The sequence below is a fragment of the Rhodococcus ruber NBRC 15591 genome (genome assembly GCF_001894945.1).
Lineage (GTDB): Bacteria > Actinomycetota > Actinomycetes > Mycobacteriales > Mycobacteriaceae > Rhodococcus > Rhodococcus ruber.
Map to the genome: position 1 here is coordinate 305410 of NZ_BCXE01000021.1, position 23378 is coordinate 328787.

Sequence of the window (23378 nt, forward strand, 5' to 3'; positions counted from 1 at the left end):
GTCCTCACGGCGCGAACGTGCGCTGGCCGACGTAGAACGCCAGGGCACCGTCGGGAGTGGTGAAGCGGATGCGTGAGCCCTTGGGGAAGAAGATCGCGTCCTTGGCGCGGGCGATCTCGACCTGGCCGGTGTCGAGGTTCTCGAGCCGGAACTCGCCTTCGAGGACGACCTTCATCTCGTCGTACTCGTACAGGTAGTCCAGGGGGGCGTCGGTGTGCTCGAGCTTGAAGTAGCCGGCCGCCATCTCCGACCCCTCGGGATTGGGGTAGACGTCGTCGATGAAGCCCGCGGTGCCCGGAAATTCGTCGGTGGACATCTGGGGCAGGCTCTTCCAGAAGTCGGCGGTGACGCGGAATGCGGGGGCGGTGGTGGTCTCTGCCATGGAGGCTCCTGGGATCGGGGCCGGTCGAGCCGGCGGGAGTGGAGAACGTCGATCGCTGACGTGAAACAGACAGTAATGAGGTGAAACACCCCGGGCGGTTGCCACCGCGTTAACGCGTGTAACCGAATCCTCTCAGCATCAGGAGAATTCGCGGCTCGGCGATCCGCCGGGCACGTCGAGCCGGACCGTCACCACAAACTCACGACCACGTAACACGCCCGTCATGCATGCTATGTTTCATTTCATTCGACAGCGATTCACCTTATGAAACTTCGCAGCCGGACCCCAGGAGTACCCATGACGCTCGAAGCCACCGACCTCCCCGTGATGCGTCTGCCCTCCCCGGACGCCCCCGCCGCCGAGCTCGCCGCTCTCGCCCGCGCCACCGACACCCGCTTCATCCTCGCGGTGTTCACCAATCTCGCCGGAAAGCCCTGCGCCAAGCTCGTCCCGGTCGAGGCGGTCGACGAGCTCCAGTCCGACGGGGTCGGTTTCGCGGGCTACGCGGCCGGAGCGATGGGTCAGGTCCCGAAGGATCCCGATCTCGTCGCACTCCCGGATCCCACCTCCTTCACGCCGATCCCGTTCGTGCGTCCGGGGCTCGCGCTGGTGCACTGCGATCCCCACGTCGAGGGCAAGCCCTGGCCCTACGCCCCGCGGGTGATCCTGAGGCAGGTCCTCGGCAAGGCCGCCGAGCGCGGGCTGTCCGTCAAGGTCGGCGCCGAGATCGAGTACTTCCTCGTCCAGCGGGACGAGGACGGGACGCTGCGCACCGCCGACGCGCTCGACACCTCCCGGCAGCCCTGCTACGACGCCCGGGACGTCACCCGCATGTACGAACACCTGACCTCGATCTCCGCGGCGATGAACTCCCTCGGCTGGGGCAACTACGCCAACGACCACGAGGACGGCAACGGACAGTTCGAGCAGAACTTCCACTACGCCGACGCGATGACCACCGCCGACCGGGTGGTCACGCTGCGCTACCTGATCTCGGTGCTCGCCGAGCAACGGGGCATGACCGCGACGTTCATGCCCAAGCCGTTCGCCGACCGCACCGGCTCGGGCATGCACATGCATCTGTCGCTGTGGCGGGAGGACGGGGCCGCCTTCCCCGATGCCGGCGATCCCCGCGGACTCGGACTGTCCGAGACCGCCTACGCGTTCATCGCCGGCATCCTCGACCATGCCTGCGCCCTGCAGGGCGTGATCGCCCCGACCGTCAACTCCTACAAGCGGACCGGTGCCACCGCGACCAGCTCCGGCGCGACGTGGTCGCCGCGGCACGCCACCTACGGCGGCAACGACCGCACCCACTATCTGCGCGTTCCGGACGGCAACCGCGTCGAGCTGCGCGGCGGGGACGGCTCGGCCAACCCCTACCTCGCTGCCGCGGCCGCCGTCGCGGCGGGCCTCGACGGCATCGACCGCAAACTCGATCCCGGCGTACCCGGAGGCACCCCGAATCCGGAGACACTGCCGATGACCCTGCTGCACGCGATGGACGCCCTCACCGCCGACCCCGTGGTGACCGGCGCCCTCGACGCCGCCGGCCCGGGTGTCGCCGAGTACTTCGCCGCGCTCAAGCGCGAGGAGTTCTTCCACTGGCACAACACCGTGACCGCGTGGGAGATCGACAGCTACCTGACCGCCTTCTGACCCGTGCGGGTCACCGCGAACGACGATCGAAAAGGAGAGACGACCCATGTGCGGAATCGTCGGGCTTCACCTGCGTGACGCCGCCCTCGCCCCCCGGCTGGGCAGCCTGCTGACCGGCATGCTCGGCCAGATGGTCGACCGGGGACCGGATTCGGCCGGGGTCGCCCTCTACGGCGACCCCACCTTCTCCCCCGCCGGCCACGCGTCGGTGTCCCTGCTCGGCGCCGCCCCGGACCTCGCCGCCACCGTCGGTGCCGCACTCGGGGTGAGCGTGACCGGAATCGACCTGGCGCCCACCACGGTGCTGCACGCGCCGGTCCCGGCGCAGCTGCTCGCCGACACTCTCCGCGCTGTCGATCCCGGCGCCACGCTCATCGGCTTCGGCGACGACGTGACCGTCCTCAAGGGCATGGGCGACCCGGTGGCGCTGGCCGAGCGCTTCGGGATCCCCGCCGCCTCCGGATGGCAGGGCGTCGGCCACACCCGCATGGCCACCGAATCGGCCGTCACCGCCGCGGGCTCGCACCCGTTCGCCGTCGGCCCGGACCAGTGCCTGGTGCACAACGGCTCGTTCTCCAACCACCTGTCGGTCAAGCGGGAACTCGAGGCCGAGGGGGTGGCGTTCGACAGCGCGAACGACACCGAGGTCGGGGCGCGATTCGTCGCCAAGCACCTCGCCGAGGGCGCCGACCTCGAGAAGGCCCTGCGTCTGCTCGGAGAACGCTTCGACGGGTTCTACACCCTGCTCGTGTCGACGTCCGACTCCTTCGCCGTCGTGCGCGACCCGATCGCGTGCAAACCCGCGATCGTCGCCGAGACCGACGCGTACGTCGCGATGGCCTCCGAGTTCCGGGCCCTCGCCGGCCTGCCCGGCATCGCGGACGCCCACATCTTCGAACCCGAGCCGGAGCGGGTCTACGTATGGCACCGCTGACCAGCACCGACGCTTCCCCCATCTCTTCGACGCCGGAGACGACCATGCCTGCCGAGACCCTGCCTTCCGAGACCCTGCCCACCGACACGCTTCCCGCCGACATGCTTCCCGCCGGCACGACGTACGACCTCGACGTCACCACCACGCGCGAACTCAACGCCGCACTGCAGGCCACCGAGGCACCCGCGTCGGTGACCGTCACCAATCCCCAGGGCAAGCACGCACTCGCGTGCGGGCTCGACCGGCCGATCGACGTGCGCATCGACGGCCACGTCGGCTACTACGCCGCCGGAATGAACAAGCACGCGACCGTCACCGTCGCGGGCAACGCCGGGGTCGGGGTCGCCGAGAACATGATGTCGGGCACCGTGCGCGTCACCGGGGACGCCTCCCAGTCCGCCGGCGCCACGGCCCACGGCGGGCTGCTGGTGATCGAGGGCAACGCCGCCGCCCGCTGCGGCATCTCCATGAAGGGCGTCGACATCGTCGTCGGCGGCAGCATCGGCCACATGAGCGCCTTCATGGGGCAGGCCGGGCGGCTCGTCGTCCTCGGCGACGCCGGCGAGGCCCTCGGAGATTCGTTGTACGAGACGCGCATCTACGTCCGCGGCACCGTCGCCTCGCTCGGCGCGGACTGCGTCAAGAAGGAGATGCGGCCCGAGCACCTCGAGGAACTGCGCGAACTCCTCCGGGCCGCCGGCTTCGACGCCGACCCCGCCGAGTTCACCCGCTACGGCTCCGCCCGCGGGCTCTACCACTTCCACGTCGACAACGCCTCGGCGTACTGATCGCACCGCATCCCAGGAGAACCCCATGACCTTCCAGCCCGGACTTCGTGAGTCGGCCACCTTCGACCGCAACGTCATCCACGAGATCCAGCGTGCCGCCGACACCGGCATCTACGATATCCGCGGATGGGGCGCCAAGCGCAAGCTCCCGCACTTCGACGACCTGCTGTTCCTCGGCGCGTCGATGTCGCGATACCCGCTCGAGGGTTACCGCGAGAAGTGCGAGACCGACGTGGTCCTCGGCGACCGGCACGCGAAGTACCCGCTGCACCTCGACATCCCGGTCACCATCGCCGGCATGAGCTTCGGGGCGCTGTCCGGGCGGGCGAAGGAGGCGCTCGGGCGCGGCGCGAGCGAGGTCGGCACCTCCACCACCACCGGCGACGGCGGCATGACGCCGGAGGAACGCGGCCAGTCCAAGCACCTCGTCTACCAGTACCTGCCGTCGCGCTACGGCATGAACCCCGACGACCTGCGCAAGGCCGACGCCATCGAGGTCGTCCTCGGCCAAGGGGCCAAGCCCGGGGGCGGCGGCATGCTGCTCGGGCAGAAGATCACCGAGCGCGTCGCCGGGATGCGCACCCTGCCGGTCGGTATCGATCAGCGCAGCGCCTGCCGGCACCCCGACTGGACCGGCCCGGACGACCTCGCGATCAAGATCATCGAGCTGCGCGAGATCACCGGCTGGGAGAAGCCGGTCTATGTGAAGGTGGGCGCAACCCGCACCTACTACGACGTCAAGCTCGCCGTGAAGGCCGGCGCCGACGTCGTCGTCGTCGACGGCATGCAGGGCGGCACGGCGGCCACGCAGGACGTGTTCATCGAACACGTGGGGATTCCGACGCTCGCCGCGATCCCGCAGGCCGTGCAGGCGCTGCAGGAGCTGGGGATGCACCGCACCCCGGGCGGCGTGCAGCTCGTCGTCTCCGGCGGCATCCGCTCGGGTGCCGACGTCGCCAAGGCCATGGCCCTCGGCGCAGACGCCGTCGCGATCGGTACCGCAGCGTTGATCGCGTTGGGCGACAACGACCCCCGATACCAGGCGGAGTACGAGAAGCTCGGCTCGGCCGCCGGGTTCTACGACGACTTCCAGGACGGCAAGGATCCCGCCGGCATCACCACGCAGGACCCGGACCTGCAGGCCCGGTTCGATCCGGTCGAGGGTGGCCGCCGCCTCGCGAACTACCTGCGGGTGCTCACCATGGAGGCCCAGACCATCGCTCGCGCCTGCGGCAAGTCCCACCTGCGCAACCTCGAGCCGCAGGACCTCGTGGCCCTGACCCTCGAGTCGGCCGCCATGGCGCGCGTACCGCTGGCCGGCACCGACTGGATCCCCGGCCGAGGCTTCTGAACCGCTCGGGCCCCGAGCGAATGTGCCTTGCCGTCGGACTGTCCGACGGCAAGGCACATTCGCTCGCTTTCGCATGTCCACCCCCCGCACGACCGTCCACTGTCGGGAAACAGCACGTACAGTGAGGACATGAGCAGCCCCGAGCGCCCCGTACTGCACGACGTGCCGGGCCGGGAGGTCCCACGGGACACCCCGACCGGGGTGGACCTGGAACGTGCCATCGCCCGGGAGGTCCGCAAGCTGCGGATCGCCAGCGGGCTCTCCGTGGGCGACATGGCCGCGAAGGTGGGCATCTCCAAGGCGATGCTGTCGAAGATCGAGAATGCCCAGACCTCGTGCAGCCTGTCGACCCTCGCTCGCCTTGCGGCGGGTCTCGACGTCCCGGTGACGTCGCTGTTCCGGGGCGCCGACGCGCAGCGCGAGGCGGTGTTCGTCAAGGCCGGACAGGGCGCGGAGATCGTCGGCCGCGGCACCCGCGTCGGACACCACTACGAACTGCTCGGCACGCTGCGGGGTCAGCACAAGCGGCTCGAGCCGGTCCTGGTGACGCTCACCGACGCGAGCGAGGTCTTCCCCCTGTTCCAGCACCCGGGAACCGAGCTGCTCTACATGCTCGAGGGCGAGATGGTCTACGGGCACGGCGAATCCGAGTACCGGCTCCAACCGGGCGACGCCCTGCTGCTCGACGGCGAGGGCATCCACGGGCCGAACGAACTCGTCACCCTGCCGATCCGGTTCCTCGCCGTCACCGCGTATCCGGACAAGCACCAGGACTGACCCGCCTCCCCCACGAGCGGGGAGTTTCCGCGCCGAGAGGGACACCGCCGCGGTGAATCGCGGGTGCGGGCAGCGGTGACCGCCCCTCGTCGCGAGAGTCTCCCGCTCGACGACGAACGAGGCCCCCGCCGTAGCGGGGGCCTCACCCGTTGTCGGTCCTCGGTCAGAGCTTCTCGGCGGCGGCCTTCGACGTGAGCACCGTCGCGGCCTCGGCCACCGACGCCGCCTCCGGGCGGGACGTGCCGGAGAATCCCACCGCGTCGAGCACGTACGCGGTTTCGCCGTGCACGACGACGTCGAGGCCTTCGTATTCGGTCTCCGGGTCGACGCGCAGGCCCATGACCAGGTCCAGACCCTTGGCGATGATCCAGGTGACCGCGAAGGAATAGGCCAGCACCGCGAGCACGGCGACGGTCTGGGTGCCCAGCAGACCGAATCCGCCGCCGTAGAAGAGCCCGGTGGCACCGCTCGGCGCCGCCGGCACGGCCAGGAATCCGATGAGAATCGTGCCCAGGACACCGCCGACGAGGTGGATGCCCACGACGTCGAGCGCGTCGTCGTAGCCCAGGCGGAACTTCAACGAGATCGCGAAGCAGCACAACGCGCCGGCCAGGGCGCCGACGACGAGCGCGCCGATCGGCGAGACGGCACCGCAGGCCGGGGTGATCGCGACGAGGGCGGCGATGAGGCCGGACGCCGCACCGAGTGTGGTGGCGTGGCCCTCCCGCAGCCTTTCGACGATCAGCCAGCCACAGATGCCGGCGCACGCCGCGGCGAGGGTGTTGAGCACCACGACGGAGGCGCTGTTGTTCGCGGCGAGCGCGGAACCGCCGTTGAAGCCGAACCAGCCGAAGAACAGGATGCCGGCACCGAGAACGGTCAGCGGAAGGCTGTGCGGCCGAGGCGGATTGAGGAACGATCGGCGCTTGCCGAGAACGAGGATCACCGCGAGAGCCGCGATGCCGGCGTTGATGTGCACGGCGGTGCCGCCGGCGAAGTCGACCGCGCCGAGGGTGTTGGCGATCCAACCGCCGACGACGGACCCGTCCTCCGAGTCGAACGCGAACACCCAGTGCGCGACGGGGAAGTACACCAGCACTGCCCACAGCCCGGCGAACACCATCCAGGCCGAGAATTTCATGCGGTCCGCAAGGGCGCCGCACACGAGGGCGACGGTGATGCCTGCGAACAGCAGCTGGAATCCTGCTATCAGGGCCGGGGGCAGCCCCGGTTCGGCCGGCGCCGCGAGCAGCTGGCCGAGCCCGAGATACTCGAGGGGGTTGCCGAGCAGTCCGGCACCGCCGAGCGAGTCTCCGAGCACGGCCGAGTAGCCGAACAGCACCCACAGGACTCCGACCAGTGCGAATCCTGCGAACGTCATCATGATCATGTTGAGCGTGCTGCGGACGCTCACCATGCCGCCGTAGAACAGCGCGAGCCCGGGAACCATCAGCGAGACCGCCGTGAAGGCCGCGAGAATCCAGGCGGTATCGGCGGCAGCGATTGCCTCTTCCATAGGTGTCCACCTTGTCCAGTCCCGAGGGATCGCCCCTCGTCCGTGTCGCGGTGACTGTCTTATGTTGTTAATCACCGTCACCTGAGAGTGAACTCGCTGTGTAATGTGCGTGGGAGCCGCCGGTGAACTTCGTGTAACGGCAGCTCGCGCCCGGAACTGCCACCCCCGATCGCTCGCTCGGCGGCAACCGGTAGCGTTCGAACTGGTATGCGCATCTCCCGCGGGTGAGGATGGACACATGACTCGACACGGTCCGCTGCACGACATCGTGGAATCCGACCTGGAGGTCACCGGGCCGAAGGACCACGCCGCCGGTGTCCCGGCGGTCCTGGTGTCGCTGAAGCGCGCCTACGAACAGATGGGCGTCGCCCGCACCGCCGCGACGCTGCCGCGTCTGAACCAGCGGCACGGCTTCGACTGCCCGGGCTGCGCCTGGCCCGAGACTCCCGGTCACCGCAAACCCGCGGAGTTCTGCGAGAACGGCGCCAAGGCCGTCGCCGAGGAAGCCACCCTGCGCACGGTCACGCCCGAATTCTTCGCCCGGCACTCCGTCGCCGAGTTGTCGCAGAAGACCGACTACTGGCTCGGACAGCAGGGCCGGCTGACCCATCCGATGGTGCTGCGCCCGGACGCGAGCCACTACGCCCCGATCGAGTGGGACGACGCGTACCGGCTGATCGCCGACCACCTGCGCGACCTGCCCACCCCGGACCACGCCGTCTTCTACACCTCGGGCCGCACCAGCAACGAGGCCGCGTTCCTCTACCAGCTGCTGATCCGCAGCTACGGCACCAACAACATGCCCGACTGCTCCAACATGTGCCACGAATCGTCGGGCAGCGCACTCGTCGAGAGCATCGGAATCGGCAAGGGCTCGGTGTCGGTGCCCGACCTCGAACAGGCCGACCTGATCCTCATCGCCGGACAGAACCCCGGCACCAACCATCCGCGCATGCTCTCCACCCTGGTGAAGGCCAAGGAGAACGGCGCGAGGATCATCGCGATCAATCCCCTGCCCGAGGCCGGGCTGCTCCGGTTCAAGGACCCGCAGCGCGTCGACGGCGTGCTCGGGCACGGCACCGACATCGCGGACGAATTCCTGCAGATCCGCCTCGGCGGCGACCTGGCCCTGTTCCAGGGACTCGGCAGGCTCCTGTTCGAGACGGAGGACGCGGCCCCCGGCACCGTGATCGACCGGGCTTTCGTCGACGCCCACTGCGCGGGCTTCGACGAGTACGAGCGGCACATCCGCGCGGTGGATCTCGGCACGGTCGTCGAGGCCACCGGGCTGAGCGAGGAGCAGCTGCGCGCCACCGCCGCGGACCTGGCGCGCTCGCAGCGCACCGTCGCGTGCTGGGCGATGGGACTGACCCAGCACACCCATGCCGTCGCCACCATCGCCGAGGCCGTCAATCTCCTGCTGCTGCGGGGAATGATCGGCAAGCCCGGCGCGGGTGTGTGCCCGGTGCGGGGACACTCCAACGTGCAGGGCGACCGGACCATGGGCATCTGGGAGAAGATGCCCGAGTCGTTCCTCGCCGCGCTCGACCGCGAGTTCGGCATCACGAGTCCCCGCGCACACGGGTACGACACCGTCCACGCGATCCGTGCGATGCGCGACGGACGGGCGAGCTTCTTCATGGCGATGGGCGGCAACTTCGTCGCCGCGACCCCGGACACCCGTGCCACCGAGGAAGCGCTCCGGCGCTGCGACCTGACGGTGCAGATCTCGACCAAGCTCAATCGCAGCCACCTCGTGCACGGCCGCACCGCACTGATCCTGCCCACTCTCGGCCGGACCGACCTCGACGTGCAGAAGAGCGGCAGACAGCTGGTCTCCGTGGAGGATTCGATGTCCATGGTGCACCTGTCCCGCGGCCGGCTGCACCCCGTCAGCGACGAACTGCGCAGCGAGGTCGCAATCGTGTGCCAGCTCGCGCGCGAGTTGTTCGGCCCCGACCACTCCGTCCGGTGGTCGGCGTTCGAGGGCGACTACGACCTGATCCGCGACTCGATCGGGCGCGTCGTGCCCGGCTGCGAGGACTACAACACGAAGGTCCGCCGACGCGACGGGTTCCAGCTGCCGCACCCGCCGCGCGACAACCGCGAGTTCGACACCCCCACCGGCAAAGCCAACTTCAGCGTCAACGACCTCGTCTGGGTGCCCACTCCCCCGGGCCGGCTCGTCCTGCAGACCCTGCGCAGCCACGATCAGTACAACACCACGATCTACGGACTCGACGACCGCTACCGCGGCGTGAAGAACGGCCGCAAGGTCGTCTTCGTCAACGCCGAGGACATCACCGAACTGGGCCTGACCGACGGCGATCTCGTCGATGTCGTGTCGGAGTGGCAGACCGGGGACACGGTCGAAGAACGCCGGGTGAAGAGCTTCCGGGTCGTCGCCTACGACACCCCGCGCGGCAACGCCGCCGCCTACTACCCGGAGACCAACCCGCTGGTGCCGCTCGACCACGTCGCCGAGAAGTCCAACACCCCGGTCTCCAAGGCGATCGTCGTGCGGCTCGAACCGGCCGGGACGGACTGATGGGCCGAGTCACCGCCCGCCGGCCCGTCCTGCGGATCACCGCGGACGGGCAGGCGCGCCGGCCGGACAGCCTCGCGGTGGAGGAACCGCTCGAGATCCGCCTGGACGGCCGCGCCCTCACGGTGACCATGCGGACCCCGGGACACGACGTGGAACTCACCCACGGCTTCCTCCTCGCGGAGGGCATCATCGGCGGCCGCGAGGACGTCGCCGTGGTGCGCTACTGCGACGGGGTCGACGACACCGGCGCCAACACGTACAACGTGCTCGACGTGCAGCTCGCGCCCGGGGTCGCGGTGCCGGACGGGGCGGGCGCACGCAACTTCGTCACGAGTTCCGCATGCGGGGTGTGCGGGAAGGAGTCCCTCGATCAGGTGCGCACCCGTACCCGGTTCCCGCTGACCGACGGTTTCGCGGTCTCCGCCCGCGCCCTCACCGGAATGCCCCCACGGATGCGTCAGCGGCAGAAGGTCTTCCAGAGCACCGGGGGCCTCCACGCCGCAGCGCTGTTCACCCCCGACGGCACCCTGCTGGCGCTACGGGAGGACGTGGGCCGGCACAACGCGGTCGACAAGGTGCTCGGCTGGGCGCTGACCGAGAACCGGATCCCGTTGTCGGACAGCGTGCTCGTCGTCAGCGGGCGGGCGTCCTTCGAGCTGGTGCAGAAGGCCGTGATGGCGGGAGTACCGGCGCTCGGCGCGGTTTCGGCCCCGTCGTCGCTCGCGGTCGATCTCGCCGCGGAGTCGGGCCTGACACTGGTCGGCTTCCTCCGCGGCGACTCGATGAACGTCTACACCGGCACCGTCGCGTGAATCGACGGTCCGGACCTCAGCTGCAGACGGCCGCCGGCGCCTCGCCGGAGCTCACCTCCTCGACGAACGAGCGCACGTCGTCGTGGGCGGCCTCGAGCACGCCGCGGTGGTCGGCGCCGTCGTAGACCTCGTACGAGACGGGGGATCCGTTGCTGCACAACGAGTTCGTGACCTCGTCGGTGATCTGGCGGGAGACGAGCACGTCGGTCGTCCCTTGCACGACGAGCGTCGGCACGGTCAGCGTCAAGGCTTCGGGTTCCTGCGTGGCGAAGTACTCGGTCAGGCGACCGACGTCGGCGCCGGGCGCGAACACCTGGTCCACGGGCACGGTTGCGGCCGCGGCGCGCACGTCGTCCATGCACCCGGTGCGCGCCGCCGCGAGCAGCGGCCGGGAGGCGTCGGTGAGCATCGCGTCGGCCGCGATGTCCGGGTCGGCGGCCTCGGCGCCGAGCAGGAGGACGGGCAGGAAGCTCAGCGCCTGCGCGATGCCCGGACCGCCGGTTTCGAAGTAGGCGGCCGTCTCGCTGGTGCGGCTGCCCGGCGCATAGGCGACCGCTCCCTGCAGTTCGAGCTCGGGGGCGCGCTCGGCACCGTGCGCGGCGGTGAACAGCGCGGCGTGCCCGCCCTGGCTGTGGCCCATCGCCGTCCACCGGGTGCCGACCCCGGGATCGGCTTCGCGGGCCGCCCGCACGATGTCGACGACGGTGTTCGCGGCGCTGTCGCCGTTCATGTACGGGTGGCCGCCGGGCGTGCCGAGCCCCTCGTAGTCGGTCTGCACGACGACGTAGCCGTCCGCGACCCACCGATCGAGCATGGCGGTGGTGCGGGACAGGTAGCCGTGGGCGGGTCCGCCGACCGTGTCGGCGGACGGTGCGCAGGCGTCCCCGACACCGGTGGTGCCGTGGGCCCAGCTGATCACCGGCCACCCACCGTCGGGAGCATCGCCCCGGGGGATTGCGACGGTCCCGGATACGAGGATGGTGCGGCCGGCCGCATCCTCGGACAGGTAGGTGATCAGGTCGGTACGCGCCGCACTGGGCAGTGCCGCAGCGGTGGTCAGGGGGCGGGAGCTGACGAGTGCACCGGGTGCGCGCTCGGACGGCGGCGGATCCGACTCCGAACACGCCGATGCAGCCACTACCGAGGACAGAGCGAGCGCGACGACGATGCGCCTGCCGGAAAGTCGGGTCACGAGTTCCTCCGTTAAGATGCTCGTATTAAATGGAAAGTTGAGCTTCTTAGTACAGTGGACGTCATGGTCGTGTCAACGGGTCGTCTCGCCCTGCTCGATGCCGCGGAGGAACTGATCGCGCACCGCGGCATCCACGGCGTCTCGGCGCGGGAGGTGGTCAAAGCCGCCGGTCAGCGCAACAATTCGGCCGTCGCGTACCACTTCGGGTCGTGGCACGGACTGCTCGACGCGGTGTGGACCCGGCACGCACCGCGAGTCAACGCGGAACGGGCCGCCCTCGTGGACGCCGCCCGCCTCGACACGCCGCCGCGCCTGGAACGGCTGGTCTTCGCCTACGTCCACCCCCTCACGACCGAGGTCGCCCGCGGCCGGCCCAGCTACTGGGCCCGCTTCAACGAGCAGTGGCTCGCCGTGGCGCCCCTGGAGTTCCTGACGATCCCCGCCTCCGGCGCGTCCCGTGCCGACTACTACCCGACCGACGAGTCGCTCACGGTGCTCACGTCGCTGTTCGAGGCGATCGTGCACAGTCTCGAGCTGGCCGAGGCCGAGGCCCGGCGCCGGGTCGGCCTGACGGTGCGGTTCGTCATCGGCTCCTACGCCGCCTGGGAACGCGCCCACGACGTGGGGGAAGCGCCCGAACTGGGAGCGTTCGAGTCGGAGATCGTCGATCTGGCCTGCGCGATGCTCCGCGTGCCCAAACGGTAGCCGCCCCGGAGGACGCACCCGGACGTGCCGGTCAGACGGCGACCTTCTCCGCTTCGATCAGGGCGGTCATGTGCGCGAGCATCCGCTCCGCATCGGGCTCCACGCCGGTGAAGATGCGGAATGCGTCGACGGCCTGGAAGACGGCCATCCCCGCCCCGGTCAGCGTCGGGGCGCCGAGCGCCCGAGCCCGCAGGACGAGCTCGGTCTCGATGGGCCGGTAGACGACCTCGGCGACCCACAGGTCGGGCCGCAGCAGCGCCGGGTCGAAGGCCGTCCCGGGGTGGGTGGCCATGCCGACGGGCGTCGCGTGGACGAGGCCGTCGGCGGCGGCCAACAATCGGGGCAGCTCGTCCGGCGTCGCCGTACCGACAGCGGCGCCCGGGAACAACACGGTCAGCTTGTCGCGCAGTGCGGTGGCTCGCGCGAGATCGGCGTCGACGACGGTGAATTCGCGCACGCCGCGGGTGAGCACCGCATAGGCGACCGCCGCACCGGCTCCCCCGGCCCCGAGCTGGACCACCCTGTCGAGGGCGACACCGCCCAGACCCCGGTCGAAGTTGCGACCGAATCCCGACCAGTCGGTGTTGTGCCCGATCGCCCGGCCTCCGTCGAAGAGGACGGTGTTGACGGCACCGAGCCGGCTCGCCTCCGGGGAGAGGTCGTCGAGGTGCTCGATGACCGCCTGCTTGCACGGATGGGTGATATTCAGGCCACGGAAGCCCAGGTCGTGCGCGGAGCGGAGCAGCCGCGGCAGATCGGCCACCGCCAGACCCAGCACGTCGAGGTCGACGATCTTGTAGACGTAGCGCATACCCTGTCGCGCGCCCTCCGCCTCGTGCATGGGCGGGGTCAACGACGCACCGATGCCGGTTCCGATGAGGCCGCAGAGGATGGAGTCGGTCATGGCGGGCCTTTCCCAGCGCAATGTACGAACTAGTGAGTTACAAGACACAGCGTACGGCCACGGAGGGCACCGGCACAACACCCGGTCGATAGGGTGGCGCCATGGCAACCGAGCAGACCACCGGCCGACGCCGCCGCAACAGCGACCTCACCAGGGAGAACATCCTCGAGGTGGCCACGGCGGAGTTCGCGGACAAGGGGCTGTCCGGAGCCCGGGTCGACGAGATCGCCGAGCGCACGCAGACCACCAAGCGGATGATCTACTACTACTTCGGCGACAAGGAGGGCCTCTACCGGGCCGTCCTCGAGAACTCGTACGGAACGATCCGCGCCCAGGAGCGCGAGCTGGACCTCGCGGACCTCGGCCCCGTGGAAGCCATCCGCACGCTGGCCGAGGCCACGTTCGACCATCACGACCAGCATCCCGACTTCATTCGCATCGTCGCCAACGAGAACATGCTCCGCGGCGAGCACATCCGCCGGTCGACCCGGCTCGCCGGCCTGGGGGCGCCCGCCGTCGACGTGCTCACCGGCATCCTCGAACGCGGCCGGGCAGACGGGATCTTCCGCGACGGCGTGGACGCTCTCGACATCCACCTGGTGATCAGCAGTTTCTGTGTCTTCCGCACCGCCAACCGGTACACCTGGCAGGCACTGTTCGACCAGGATCTCGCCACGGACGAACTGCGGACCCGGCACCGGCGGATGCTTAGCGATCTCGTGGTCGCCTACCTGACGACCGCGCCCGACTGAGCGACCCCGACGCCACGGCACACCGGCACGCCTCCCGAAAATTTATGAACTATCTAGTTCATACATCTTGCGGCGGGCGTGTGATGGCGCCTACATTCGGAACGACGCAGAACGAACCCGGGTTCGTATCTCGAACATCCCCCATCTTTTCCGCACAGGAGACGCGATGACCGCGCACACCCTCGACACGCCGGAGAATTCCGGTATGACGACCGCTGCCCGCCCGCACGACACCACCAAGGTCAAGCGCGCGGCGTCGTCGGCCTTTCTCGGCAGCATGCTCGAGTACTACGACTTCTACATCTACGCCTCCGCCGCTGCCCTGATCTTCCCGACGGTGTTCTTCCCCGACAGCGGGCACGCGGCACTGCTGTCCCTGTCGACCTTCGGCGTCGCCTACGTCGCGCGTCCCCTCGGCGCCGTGGTCCTCGGCCACTTCGGTGACCGGGTCGGGCGCAAGAACGTCATGCTGTTCACCCTCATCCTGATGGGTGTCGCCACCTTCGGCATCGGCCTGATCCCCAGCGCCGAGTCGATCGGCGTGCTCGCCCCCGCCCTGCTCGTACTGATGCGCATCTTCCAGGGCATCTCCGCCGCCGGCGAGCAGTCCGGCGCCAGCTCCCTGACCCTCGAGCACGCCCCGCAGAACCGTCGCGCATTCTTCGCGAGCTGGACGCTCAACGGCACCCAAGCCGGCTTCATCCTCGCCAGCCTGGTGTTCCTGCCCGTCGCGGCCATGCCCGACGACATCCTCTACAGCTGGGGCTGGCGCGTCCCGTTCTGGGGCAGCCTGCTCGTGCTCGTCGCCGCGTGCGTCATGCGGCGCAAGCTCGAGGAGCCTGAGGAGTTCGCGGAGACCAAGAAGGCCGACGACGTCGCCAAGCTGCCGGTGGCCGACCTGCTGCGAACCCACTCCGCCAACCTGGCTCGCGTGGTCTTCTGCGCCTTCGTCGCGGTCGTGAGCACGATCTTCGCCGTCTTCGGCCTGGCGTTCGCGACCAGCGACGAAGTGGGCATCGCCAAGTCGACGATGCTCGCGGTCGCGATCGCCGCCAACGCCGTCGCCCTGTTCAGTCAGCCCGCCCTCGCCGCCCTGTCGGATCGCGTCGGCCGTAAGCCCGTCTTCGTCACCGGCGTCCTCGGCTCGGCGGTGTTCGTCTTCGTGTACTTCCAAGCCATCTCGACCGGTAACGTCGCGCTGATCTTCGCCGCCGGCATCGCCCTGATGGGTCTGCTCTACGCCGCACCCAATGCGATCTGGCCGTCGTTCTACGCCGAGATGTTCAACACGAAGGTCCGCTACTCCGGTATGGCGATCGGAACCCAGCTCGGCTTCGCCATCGCCGGCTTCGCCCCCGCCATCGGCACCGCGCTCATGGGCGGCGACCCGACGAACTGGCTGCCCGTCGCCATCCTGACCTCCGGCGCCTGCCTGGTGTGTGCGGTCTCCGCGCTGTCCGCGAAGGAGACCTTCCGCACCCCGTTGCGCGAGCTCGGCAACCGGATCTGACCCTCCCCCCAGGGACCGAATGTCACATCGCGTCGATCACATCGATGCGATGTGACATTCGGTCACACAGGTTCCGGACATACGAGTAGGCCCCGGCACGTCGTGTGCCGGGGCCTACTCCGTGTTCCGCGATCAGGCGGTCTTGTCGCGACGCTCGCGCTCGGGCTTGCGCGGCACGATCGTGGGAAGCACGTTGTCGTTGACGGTTTCGGCGGTGACGACCACCTTGGCGACGTCGTCGCGGCTCGGGATGTCGTACATCACCGGCAGCAGGACCTCCTCCATGATGGCGCGCAGACCGCGGGCGCCGGTACCACGCAGAATCGCCTGGTCGGCGACGGCTTCCAGGCCGTCCTGGGTGAACTCGAGTTCCACCCCGTCCATTTCGAAGAGCCGGACGTACTGCTTGACGAGGGCGTTCTTCGGCTCCGACAGGATCTGCACGAGCGAATCCTTGTCGAGGTTCGTCACCGAGGCGACGACGGGCAAGCGACCGATGAACTCGGGGATGAGCCCGAACTTGATCAGGTCTTCGGGCATGACCTCGGCGAAGTGATCGGTGGTATCGATCTCGGCCTTCGACTTCACCTCGGCGCCGAAGCCGATCCCGCGCTTGCCCACCCGGTCCGAGACGATCCGCTCGAGTCCGGCGAAGGCACCGGCGACGATGAACAGCACGTTGGTGGTGTCGATCTGGATGAACTCCTGGTGCGGGTGCTTGCGCCCGCCCTGCGGCGGCACCGACGCCTGGGTGCCCTCGAGGATCTTCAGCAACGCCTGCTGGACGCCCTCACCGGACACGTCGCGGGTGATGGACGGGTTCTCGCTCTTGCGGGCGATCTTGTCGACCTCGTCGATGTAGATGATCCCGGTCTCGGCGCGCTTGACGTCGTAGTCGGCCGCCTGGATGAGCTTGAGGAGGATGTTCTCGACGTCCTCACCGACGTAGCCGGCCTCGGTCAGGGCGGTGGCGTCGGCGATCGCGAACGGCACGTTCAGCATCTTCGCCAGGGTCTGCGCCAGGTACGTCTTGCCGCAGCCGGTGGGTCCGAGCAGCAGGATGTTCGACTTGGCCAGCTCGACCGACTCGCCACGCGTATCGCGCGCCTTCTCGCCCGCCTGGATGCGCTTGTAATGGTTGTAGACCGCCACCGCCAGGGTCCGCTTCGCGGAGTCCTGCCCGATGACGTAGTTGTCGAGGAACTCGCGGATCTCGGCCGGCTTGGGCAACTCGTCGAGCTTGACCTCGTTGGACTCGGCCAGCTCTTCCTCGATGATCTCGTTGCACAGGTCGATGCACTCGTCGCAGATGTAGACCCCTGGGCCCGCAATGAGCTTCTTGACCTGCTTCTGGCTCTTTCCGCAGAAAGAACATTTGAGCAGGTCGCCCCCGTCACCGATACGTGCCATCTGTCAGGTCCCTACTTCCTCGTGAGCGTGCAACCGATCCCGCGACCGCCGACAGCGCCGGTCCGGGGAGCGGGCCCTTGGAACGACCGTACCCGGAGACAGCGACGGCGGTCGACCGGTTCCGGGCGATTCGGGCCATTATTTGTGCGCCGCAGCGGCAACGCCGCTCGAGCACACCGGCCCGGTCCCGGAGGCGCGCGGGGCGCACTCCGGGCCGGGCCGAGGCGGTTACTTCTGAGCCGAGAGCTTGCGGTACTCGAGCACGTTGTCGATCAGACCGTAGTCGACGGCCTCCGCGGCGGTGAGGATCTTGTCGCGGTCGGTGTCCTTGCGAATCTGGTCGGGATCCTTGCCGGTGTGCTTGGCCAGCGTCGTCTCCATCAGGCGGCGCATGCGCTCGATCTCCGCTGCCTGGATCTCCAGGTCGGACACCTGGCCCTGGATGCCGCCGGTAGCGGGCTGGTGGATGAGCACGCGGGCGTTGGGCAGGGCGAGCCGCTTGCCGGGGGTGCCGGCAGCGAGCAGCACCGCCGCCGCCGATGCGGCCTGGCCGAGGCAGACGGTGGTGATGTCGGCCCGCACGTACTGCATGGTGTCGTAGATCGCCATCAGTGACGTGAAGGAGCCGCCGGGCGAGTTGATGTACATCGTGATGTCGCGGTCCGGGTCCAGCGACTCGAGCACCAGCAGCTGAGCCATGACGTCGTTCGCGGAGGCGTCGTCCACCTGCACGCCGAGGAAGATGATGCGTTCCTCGAAGAGCTTGTTGTACGGGTTGGACTCCTTGACGCCGTAACTCGAATGCTCGATGAACGAAGGCAGGATGTAGCGGCTCGCCGGGGATGCGGGGGCGGTGCCCCCAGGTGCGGCAGCAGCTTGGCCGCCGAGCTGGCGCGGATCGAACAGGTTGGTCATCGCTTCTCCAGGAATTCGTGGGGCGTAGAGCGGATCGGGGGGCTCGGAACTAGTTGCCGGTGCCGCCGGCCTGCTGCGCCCGCGAGACGACGTGATCGACGAAGCCGTACTCGAGCGCTTCCTTGGCGGTGAACCAGCGGTCGCGGTCCGAGTCCTTCGTGATCTGCTCGACGGTCTGGCCGGTGTGCTCGGCGATCAGTTCCGCCATTTCCCGCTTGGTGTGCGCGAACTGTTCCGCCATGATCGCGATGTCACTCGCGGTACCGCCGATACCGGCGGACGGCTGGTGCATCATGATCCGCGCGTGCGGCAGGGCGTACCGCTTGCCCCGCGTGCCGGCCGAGAGCAGGAACTGCCCCATGGAGGCAGCCAGACCCATCGCGAAGGTCGCCACGTCGCACTCGACGAACTTCATGGTGTCGTAGATCGCCATGCCGGCTGTGACGGATCCACCCGGGGAGTTGATGTAGAGCGAGATGTCGCGAGTCGGATCCTCCGCGGACAGCAGCAGGATCTGCGCGCAGAGCTTGTTCGCGATGTCGTCGTCGACCTGGGTACCGAGGAAGATGATCCGCTCGCGCAGCAGCCGCTCGTAGACCGAGTCGCTGAGGTTGAGCCCAGCGGTGGCCGAGGTCATCGTGGGACCGATGGATGTCGCCGGATTCTGAGGAGTCACGGTACCTGCCTTCTCGTCAATCGTGGATTGCTGACACTGACAGTAACGAAGTGGGGCGGCACCGGATGCCCGGTGCCGCCCCACTTCGCTCAAAGCGGAAATTTCCACTCGGCGTACCCGGCGGAGGACCGTTGCCACGCCCCGCATGCAATCGCGCGGTGCGGCAACGGATCTCGGCCGACTACTCGGATTCGCCCTCGCCGGCCGGAGCCTCGGCGTCCTCGGACTCGTCGTCGCTCTTCGTGCCGAACAGCTCGGAGGTGTCGACCGTGGCGCCACTGGTGTCGGTGACGGTCGCGCGGTCGACGACGCTGCCGAGGGCCTTGCCGCGACGGACGTCCGCGTAGACGGCGCCCAGCTGGTTCGCCTGGCCGATCTGCTGGATGAACTGCTCCGGCGGAATCCCGTAGCGCTGCGCCTGGAAGAAGATGCGCTCGGTGAGCTCTTCCTGCTCGACGGTGGTGCCTTCGGCCTCGGCGATCGCGTCGAGCAGCAGCTGCACCTTCACGGCGCGCTCGGCGGACTCACGGGTGTCCTTGTCGAACTCCTCGCGGCTCGAGCCCTGCTCTTCGAGGAGCTCGTCGAGCTTGGTCTCGTCGTGATCGAGCGCGTGGATGGCGTCGTGCAGGGCGCCGTCGATCTCGGCCTGGACGACGGCCTCGGGCAGCGGCACCTCGACCGTCTCGAGCAGCACGTCGAGAACCTTGTCGCGGATCTGACCGGCCTGCTCGACCTTCTTGACCCGGGAGACCCGCTCGCGCAGGTCCGCCTTCAGCTCGTCGAGGGTGTCGAACTCGCTCGCGAGCTGGGCGAACTCGTCGTCCTCGGCGGGCAGCTCGCGCTCCTTGACACTGTTCACCGTGACGGTGACGACGGCCTCGTCGCCGGCATGGTCACCGGCGACCAGCGTGGTGGTGAACTCCTTCGACTCGCCCGCGGACATGCCGACGAGCGCCTCGTCGAGGCCGTCGATGAGCTGACCCGAACCCACCTCGTGGGACAGACCGGTGGTGGAGGCCTCGGGGACCTCCTCGCCGCCGACGGTCGCGGACAGATCGATGGACACGAAGTCACCGTCCTGCACCGGACGCTCGACACCGGTGAGGGTGCCGAAACGCTGACGCAGCGACAGCAGCTGCTCCTCGACCGCCTCGTCGGTGATCTCCACGGGATCGACGGTGACCTCGATGGTGGAGAAGTCGGGCAGGGCGATCTCGGGCCGGACGTCCACCTCGGCGGTGAAGACGAGCTCGACGTTGTCCTCGAGCTTGGTGATGTCGACCTCGGGCTGGCCGAGGACCTTGACCTCGTTGGCGGTCACTGCCTCGCTGTAGCGGGCCGGGATGGCGTCGTTGACGACCTGCTCGAGCACGGCGCCCCGCCCGACGCGGGCCTCGAGCAGCTTGCGCGGAGCCTTACCCGGCCGGAAGCCGGGCAGTCGGATCTGGCTGGCGAGTGCCTTGAACGCGCGGTCGAAATCAGGCTGGAGCTCCTCGAAGGGCACCTCAACGTTGATACGGACTCGCGTCGGGCTGAGCTGCTCGACGGTGCTCTTCACGGACATGCTCCTTCTGTCGTGCTCGTGTGTCGTTCTGTTCGTGCTCGTGTGTCGTTCGATCAAGCTGTCACGGGTGCTCGGTCTTCCACCCGGTTCGTCCTGGTCGGGATGACAGGATTCGAACCTGCGACCCTCCGCTCCCAAAGCGGATGCGCTACCAAGCTGCGCCACATCCCGTCAACACCGGCACCCGGAACCTTCCGGGGACCCGCGGGAGAATCCTACGGCCCCCCGATTATGAAATCCAAAGCGAGGTTCGGTACAGTCTGTTCCTGCACGCGGCGGACCCGGAAACCGGGGTCGATCGCATGCATGGGGATGTAGCTCAATGGTAGAGCCCCAGTCTTCCAAACTGGCTACGCGGGTTCGATTCCCGTCATCCCCTCCACCGGACCGTCACCGGTCCCGCCGCTCCTCGGCGTCGGCGAATTCGCAGAACGCGGTGTACGCCCGCGAACCGTAGATCGTCGCGGGCCCTCCCTGCATGAGGAATGCGACGCCGATCGCCTCGGCCGCCTCCTGCCTGCTCGCTCCGGCACGGACGGCGCTGCGCGCATGAGAGGCGATGCAGCCGTCGCATTCGTCGACGACGCCGATCGCGAGGGCGATCAGTTCCTTGGTCCTGGTATCCAGGGCTCCGGGAGCGAAGGCGGCCTTGCTCAGTGCGTTGAAACCCTGATAGACCTCGGGGATCGCCGCACGCAGCGCCCGGTGCTGCGGATTCAGTACGTTGAGGATTTCCTGGTAGTGCCCGTGCTCGCTCATGAGCCGACGGTAGACATCCACCCCCGGCGCGGGCATCGAATCGGCGGATTCGGGGCGTGTCACACAGCGTGCGAGAGCCGCAGCAGCCCGTCGATCTCGTCGGTGAAGGCGCGGACGAGATTCTCGGGATCGGGCACCCGGTCCGCGTCCGCCTTGAAGCCGACCCGGACCCTGCCGCTGTAGCTGAAGATCGAGACACCCAGGGTCTGCTCGCCTGCGCCGGGCACCCAGGCGAGCACACCGCGGATCTTCGTTCCTCCCAGGTACCGGTCGCCCGTCGGGCCGGGGACGTTGGTGGTGACCCCGATCGCCTTGTCGGAGAAGAAGTCCACGAAGAACCTCTCCAGTTCCGGGCCGGTACGCCCGATCGCCTTGATCAGGCCGAAGGTGAGGGTCACCTCCGGTGAGTGCTTGATGACCTCCATGCGCCGGTGGGTCTCGACGATGCGTTCGAGCGGAGTCGCCAGCGCCGACGGGTATTTGAAGAGCACCAGTGCGAACTGGTTCCCGAGTTCCTTCGGGAGGGGCTGGTCGAGGGGGCGAACGTTGACGGGCACCATCGTGGGTACGTCCTGCGGCTCGCCGCCGTGCTCACGGATGTACGTCGCGAGTGCGCCGGCGACGGCTCCCATGAGCACGTCGTTGACGGTGGTGCCGGTCTCGTGACCGATGTGCTTGATGTCGTCGAGCGGAAAGGGCTCGCACCACACCGCGCGCTTGGCCGTTCCCGGTCGGCCACTGAGCGGCGTGTGCGGCTTGGGACCGAGCACGAGCTTGTCCGCGATCCCGCCGGTGCGTTCGACCTGGGTGAAGGCGTCGCCCAGGACATGCGGGTCGAGCAGTTTGGGCAGGTCCCACAGCATGTGGGCGACTCCGGACGCGGCACCGGCGGTGGTCGCTATCGCGGTGCCGGCCAGTTTGGCCGCGCCCTCGAGGAGACCGGCACGGTGCTCGGGCTCGGTAGCCCCGGGGGCGTCGAGGTCACTGTCCGGAGTCTCGCCGGTCATCGAGAGCATCACCTGGTTGAGCGCGATGCCGTCGGCGATGCAGTGGTGGAGCCGGGTGTAGACGACGGCTCCGTGCCGGTATCCGTCGACGAGGTGCATCTCCCACAGCGGGCGGTGACGATCGAACGGCACCGGCATCCGCTGCTCGATGTACCGCTGCAGCGTCGCGTCGTCACTGCGGGGCAGGGTCGTCCGGATCAGGTGGTTGTCGAGATCGAACGCCGGGTCGTCCTCCCAGTGCGGCGACCCGATGTGGGTGCGCGGTTGCACCGGGCGTTGCCGGAAAGCGGGGTAGGCGTCGACGAAGCGGCGTTGCACGAGGGACACCACGCGCGACCAGTCCACGGGCCCCTCGAAGAACATCAGCGAGTCGATGATCATGAGGTTCTCGGGCCGGTCCATGTTGAGCCAGATGGTGTCCACCGGCCCCATCGCTCTGTTCACCACGGATGTCCCTTCTCGAGTGGGCGTCTACGAGTTTTTCACCGGCACGCGGACCGCGGAAGGGTCATTGGCCCTCGGACCGCGACGCGAACACCCCGCCCAGCTCGCGCAGGGCGGGGTGTTGCCGCGGCGGAGAATGCGGTGGAGGCGCAGTCTCGTCGAGGTGCGGTCAGCGGCGAAAGAGTCCGCCGAGGGTGTGTGCCTGCGCACCGGGGGTGGTGTCCTGGCCGCAGGTGCAGCGCTCGGGTGCGGGCACGGAACGCATGACGGCATCGACATGCTGGCCGCAGCCGCCCCAGCCGGTCTTCCCACAGTTCGGGCAGGTGACGGGGTAACACATGGGGTCCTCCTAGGGGTGACAGGGTCGGCGTCAGGCGCCGGCGGCGGCCTTCTGGTCGGCGATCCGGGCGTGGACCTCGGTCATGTCCAGCGCCTCGATCTGCCCGATGAGGTCTTCGAGGGCGGCCGCGGGCAGGGCGCCGGGCTGGGAGAAGACCAGGACGCCCTCTCGGAACGCCATGATCGTCGGAATCGAGCGGATGTCGGCCATCGCGGCGAGCTGCTGCTCGGCCTCGGTGTCGACCTTGGCGTGCACGATGTCCGGGTGCGCCTGTGACGACTTCTCGAACACCGGGGCGAAGGCGCGGCACGGACCGCACCACGACGCCCAGAAGTCGACGAGGACGATGTCGTTGCCGAGGATTGTGGACTCGAAGTCCGCGAGGGTGAGATTCTTCGTTGCCATCGGATGGTTCCTTTCGTTCTCGTCGGCG

22 protein-coding genes and 2 tRNA genes are annotated in these 23378 nt (G+C 68.7%); 11 read left to right on the forward strand and 13 right to left on the reverse strand.

Annotated features, from left to right (window positions below; translation table 11 throughout):
- Positions 1-4: 4 nt before the first annotated feature.
- A complete protein-coding gene (locus tag RR3_RS14480; RefSeq protein WP_064066175.1) occupies positions 5-382 on the reverse strand; it encodes a cupin domain-containing protein in 378 nt (125 codons plus the stop codon).
- A 297-nt stretch (positions 383-679) separates the two neighbouring features.
- On the opposite strand from RR3_RS14480, the gene glnT reads away from it, so the two are divergent.
- The 5 genes from glnT (at position 680) to RR3_RS14505 (ending at position 5891) form a co-directional block, all read left to right on the forward strand.
- A complete protein-coding gene (glnT, locus tag RR3_RS14485) occupies positions 680-2041 on the forward strand; it encodes a type III glutamate--ammonia ligase (protein ID WP_017680508.1) in 1362 nt (453 codons plus the stop codon).
- A gap of 46 nt (positions 2042-2087) precedes the next feature.
- Positions 2088-2975: a class II glutamine amidotransferase domain-containing protein gene (locus RR3_RS14490; protein WP_017680507.1), complete on the forward strand. Its 888-nt coding sequence runs from the start codon at positions 2088-2090 to the stop codon at positions 2973-2975.
- Between the two features lie 101 nt (positions 2976-3076).
- Positions 3077-3763, forward strand: coding sequence for a GltB/FmdC/FwdC-like GXGXG domain-containing protein (locus tag RR3_RS14495; RefSeq protein WP_026137697.1), 687 nt, complete (start codon positions 3077-3079; stop codon positions 3761-3763).
- 25 nt (positions 3764-3788) lie between these two features.
- Entirely contained in the window at positions 3789-5114 is a 1326-nt protein-coding gene (locus RR3_RS14500; RefSeq protein ID WP_017680505.1) for an FMN-binding glutamate synthase family protein, read from the forward strand.
- Positions 5115-5243: 129 nt separating this feature from the next.
- Positions 5244-5891, forward strand: coding sequence for a helix-turn-helix domain-containing protein (locus tag RR3_RS14505; protein WP_017680504.1), 648 nt, complete (start codon positions 5244-5246; stop codon positions 5889-5891).
- A 163-nt stretch (positions 5892-6054) separates the two neighbouring features.
- On the opposite strand, the gene RR3_RS14510 is transcribed toward RR3_RS14505, so the two are convergent.
- Positions 6055-7407 carry an ammonium transporter gene (locus RR3_RS14510; protein WP_017680503.1) on the reverse strand — a complete coding sequence of 451 codons (1353 nt, stop codon included), beginning with the start codon at positions 7405-7407 and terminating at the stop codon, positions 6055-6057.
- A gap of 238 nt (positions 7408-7645) precedes the next feature.
- Here RR3_RS14510 and RR3_RS14515 point away from each other — a divergent pair, with 238 nt between their 5' ends.
- Positions 7646-9955 (forward strand): FdhF/YdeP family oxidoreductase, encoded by a 2310-nt coding sequence (locus RR3_RS14515; protein WP_064066174.1) that lies wholly within the window; start codon positions 7646-7648, stop codon positions 9953-9955.
- Positions 9955-10767: a formate dehydrogenase accessory sulfurtransferase FdhD gene (gene fdhD, locus RR3_RS14520; RefSeq protein ID WP_064066173.1), complete on the forward strand. Its 813-nt coding sequence runs from the start codon at positions 9955-9957 to the stop codon at positions 10765-10767. Before RR3_RS14515 ends, fdhD begins: the two co-directional genes overlap by 1 nt.
- 16 nt (positions 10768-10783) lie before the next feature.
- On the opposite strand, the gene RR3_RS14525 is transcribed toward fdhD, so the two are convergent.
- Positions 10784-11959, reverse strand: coding sequence for an alpha/beta hydrolase family protein (locus RR3_RS14525; RefSeq protein ID WP_017680500.1), 1176 nt, complete (start codon positions 11957-11959; stop codon positions 10784-10786).
- Between the two features lie 63 nt (positions 11960-12022).
- Here RR3_RS14525 and RR3_RS14530 point away from each other — a divergent pair, with 63 nt between their 5' ends.
- Entirely contained in the window at positions 12023-12664 is a 642-nt protein-coding gene (locus RR3_RS14530; RefSeq protein ID WP_225222741.1) for a TetR/AcrR family transcriptional regulator, read from the forward strand.
- 31 nt (positions 12665-12695) lie between these two features.
- Here the strand turns inward: RR3_RS14530 and RR3_RS14535 are convergent, their stop codons facing one another.
- Positions 12696-13568, reverse strand: coding sequence for a shikimate dehydrogenase (locus tag RR3_RS14535; RefSeq protein WP_017680499.1), 873 nt, complete (start codon positions 13566-13568; stop codon positions 12696-12698).
- A gap of 101 nt (positions 13569-13669) precedes the next feature.
- Here RR3_RS14535 and RR3_RS14540 point away from each other — a divergent pair, with 101 nt between their 5' ends.
- Together RR3_RS14540 and RR3_RS14545 are read left to right on the forward strand one after the other, a co-directional pair.
- Entirely contained in the window at positions 13670-14320 is a 651-nt protein-coding gene (locus RR3_RS14540) for a TetR/AcrR family transcriptional regulator (RefSeq protein ID WP_017680498.1), read from the forward strand.
- A 166-nt stretch (positions 14321-14486) separates the two neighbouring features.
- Positions 14487-15830, forward strand: coding sequence for an MFS transporter (locus RR3_RS14545; RefSeq protein ID WP_064066172.1), 1344 nt, complete (start codon positions 14487-14489; stop codon positions 15828-15830).
- Positions 15831-15962: 132 nt separating this feature from the next.
- Here RR3_RS14545 and clpX read toward each other — a convergent pair whose 3' ends face one another.
- The 5 genes from clpX to RR3_RS14570 all read right to left on the reverse strand — a co-directional run bounded on the left by clpX (position 15963) and on the right by RR3_RS14570 (position 20566).
- Complete coding sequence (clpX, locus tag RR3_RS14550) at positions 15963-17240, reverse strand: ATP-dependent Clp protease ATP-binding subunit ClpX (protein WP_003938129.1); 1278 nt, start codon at positions 17238-17240, stop codon at positions 15963-15965.
- Positions 17241-17468: 228 nt separating this feature from the next.
- A complete protein-coding gene (locus RR3_RS14555; protein ID WP_003938128.1) occupies positions 17469-18155 on the reverse strand; it encodes an ATP-dependent Clp protease proteolytic subunit in 687 nt (228 codons plus the stop codon).
- Positions 18156-18204: 49 nt separating this feature from the next.
- On the reverse strand, positions 18205-18831 hold the full coding sequence (locus RR3_RS14560; protein WP_003938127.1) for an ATP-dependent Clp protease proteolytic subunit: 627 nt from the start codon (positions 18829-18831) through the stop codon (positions 18205-18207).
- Positions 18832-19012: 181 nt separating this feature from the next.
- Complete coding sequence (gene tig / locus RR3_RS14565; protein WP_064066185.1) at positions 19013-20389, reverse strand: trigger factor; 1377 nt, start codon at positions 20387-20389, stop codon at positions 19013-19015.
- 100 nt (positions 20390-20489) lie between these two features.
- A tRNA-Pro gene (locus tag RR3_RS14570) sits at positions 20490-20566 on the reverse strand.
- A gap of 137 nt (positions 20567-20703) precedes the next feature.
- Between RR3_RS14570 and RR3_RS14575 the strand changes: the two genes are divergently transcribed.
- A tRNA-Gly gene (locus tag RR3_RS14575) sits at positions 20704-20777 on the forward strand.
- 8 nt (positions 20778-20785) lie between these two features.
- Here RR3_RS14575 and RR3_RS14580 read toward each other — a convergent pair.
- The 4 genes from RR3_RS14580 to trxA all read right to left on the reverse strand — a co-directional run bounded on the left by RR3_RS14580 (position 20786) and on the right by trxA (position 23350).
- Complete coding sequence (locus RR3_RS14580) at positions 20786-21154, reverse strand: carboxymuconolactone decarboxylase family protein (protein WP_010592839.1); 369 nt, start codon at positions 21152-21154, stop codon at positions 20786-20788.
- A gap of 59 nt (positions 21155-21213) precedes the next feature.
- A complete protein-coding gene (locus tag RR3_RS14585; protein ID WP_228287164.1) occupies positions 21214-22605 on the reverse strand; it encodes a wax ester/triacylglycerol synthase family O-acyltransferase in 1392 nt (463 codons plus the stop codon).
- A gap of 169 nt (positions 22606-22774) precedes the next feature.
- Entirely contained in the window at positions 22775-22945 is a 171-nt protein-coding gene (locus tag RR3_RS24925; protein ID WP_162919307.1) for a DUF8730 family Cys-rich protein, read from the reverse strand.
- A 30-nt stretch (positions 22946-22975) separates the two neighbouring features.
- Positions 22976-23350, reverse strand: a complete 375-nt coding sequence (gene trxA / locus RR3_RS14590) for a thioredoxin (RefSeq protein ID WP_010592841.1) — start codon at positions 23348-23350, stop codon at positions 22976-22978.
- Positions 23351-23378: the final 28 nt, after the last annotated feature.

Bases quoted from the DNA above. Each gene is read 5' to 3' on its own strand.
- RR3_RS14480 (WP_064066175.1), bottom strand. From the start codon at position 382: ATGGCAGAGACCACCACCGCCCCCGCATTCCGCGTCACCGCCGACTTC.
- glnT (WP_017680508.1), top strand. From the start codon at position 680: ATGACGCTCGAAGCCACCGACCTCCCCGTGATGCGTCTGCCCTCCCCG.
- RR3_RS14490 (WP_017680507.1), top strand. From the start codon at position 2,088: ATGTGCGGAATCGTCGGGCTTCACCTGCGTGACGCCGCCCTCGCCCCC.
- RR3_RS14495 (WP_026137697.1), top strand. From the start codon at position 3,077: ATGCTTCCCGCCGGCACGACGTACGACCTCGACGTCACCACCACGCGC.
- RR3_RS14500 (WP_017680505.1), top strand. From the start codon at position 3,789: ATGACCTTCCAGCCCGGACTTCGTGAGTCGGCCACCTTCGACCGCAAC.
- RR3_RS14505 (WP_017680504.1), top strand. From the start codon at position 5,244: ATGAGCAGCCCCGAGCGCCCCGTACTGCACGACGTGCCGGGCCGGGAG.
- RR3_RS14510 (WP_017680503.1), bottom strand. From the start codon at position 7,407: ATGGAAGAGGCAATCGCTGCCGCCGATACCGCCTGGATTCTCGCGGCC.
- RR3_RS14515 (WP_064066174.1), top strand. From the start codon at position 7,646: ATGACTCGACACGGTCCGCTGCACGACATCGTGGAATCCGACCTGGAG.
- fdhD (WP_064066173.1), top strand. From the start codon at position 9,955: ATGGGCCGAGTCACCGCCCGCCGGCCCGTCCTGCGGATCACCGCGGAC.
- RR3_RS14530 (WP_225222741.1), top strand. From the start codon at position 12,023: ATGGTCGTGTCAACGGGTCGTCTCGCCCTGCTCGATGCCGCGGAGGAA.
- RR3_RS14535 (WP_017680499.1), bottom strand. From the start codon at position 13,568: ATGACCGACTCCATCCTCTGCGGCCTCATCGGAACCGGCATCGGTGCG.
- RR3_RS14540 (WP_017680498.1), top strand. From the start codon at position 13,670: ATGGCAACCGAGCAGACCACCGGCCGACGCCGCCGCAACAGCGACCTC.
- RR3_RS14545 (WP_064066172.1), top strand. From the start codon at position 14,487: ATGACCGCGCACACCCTCGACACGCCGGAGAATTCCGGTATGACGACC.
- clpX (WP_003938129.1), bottom strand. From the start codon at position 17,240: ATGGCACGTATCGGTGACGGGGGCGACCTGCTCAAATGTTCTTTCTGC.
- RR3_RS14555 (WP_003938128.1), bottom strand. From the start codon at position 18,155: ATGACCAACCTGTTCGATCCGCGCCAGCTCGGCGGCCAAGCTGCTGCC.
- RR3_RS14580 (WP_010592839.1), bottom strand. From the start codon at position 21,154: ATGAGCGAGCACGGGCACTACCAGGAAATCCTCAACGTACTGAATCCG.
- RR3_RS24925 (WP_162919307.1), bottom strand. From the start codon at position 22,945: ATGTGTTACCCCGTCACCTGCCCGAACTGTGGGAAGACCGGCTGGGGC.
- trxA (WP_010592841.1), bottom strand. From the start codon at position 23,350: ATGGCAACGAAGAATCTCACCCTCGCGGACTTCGAGTCCACAATCCTC.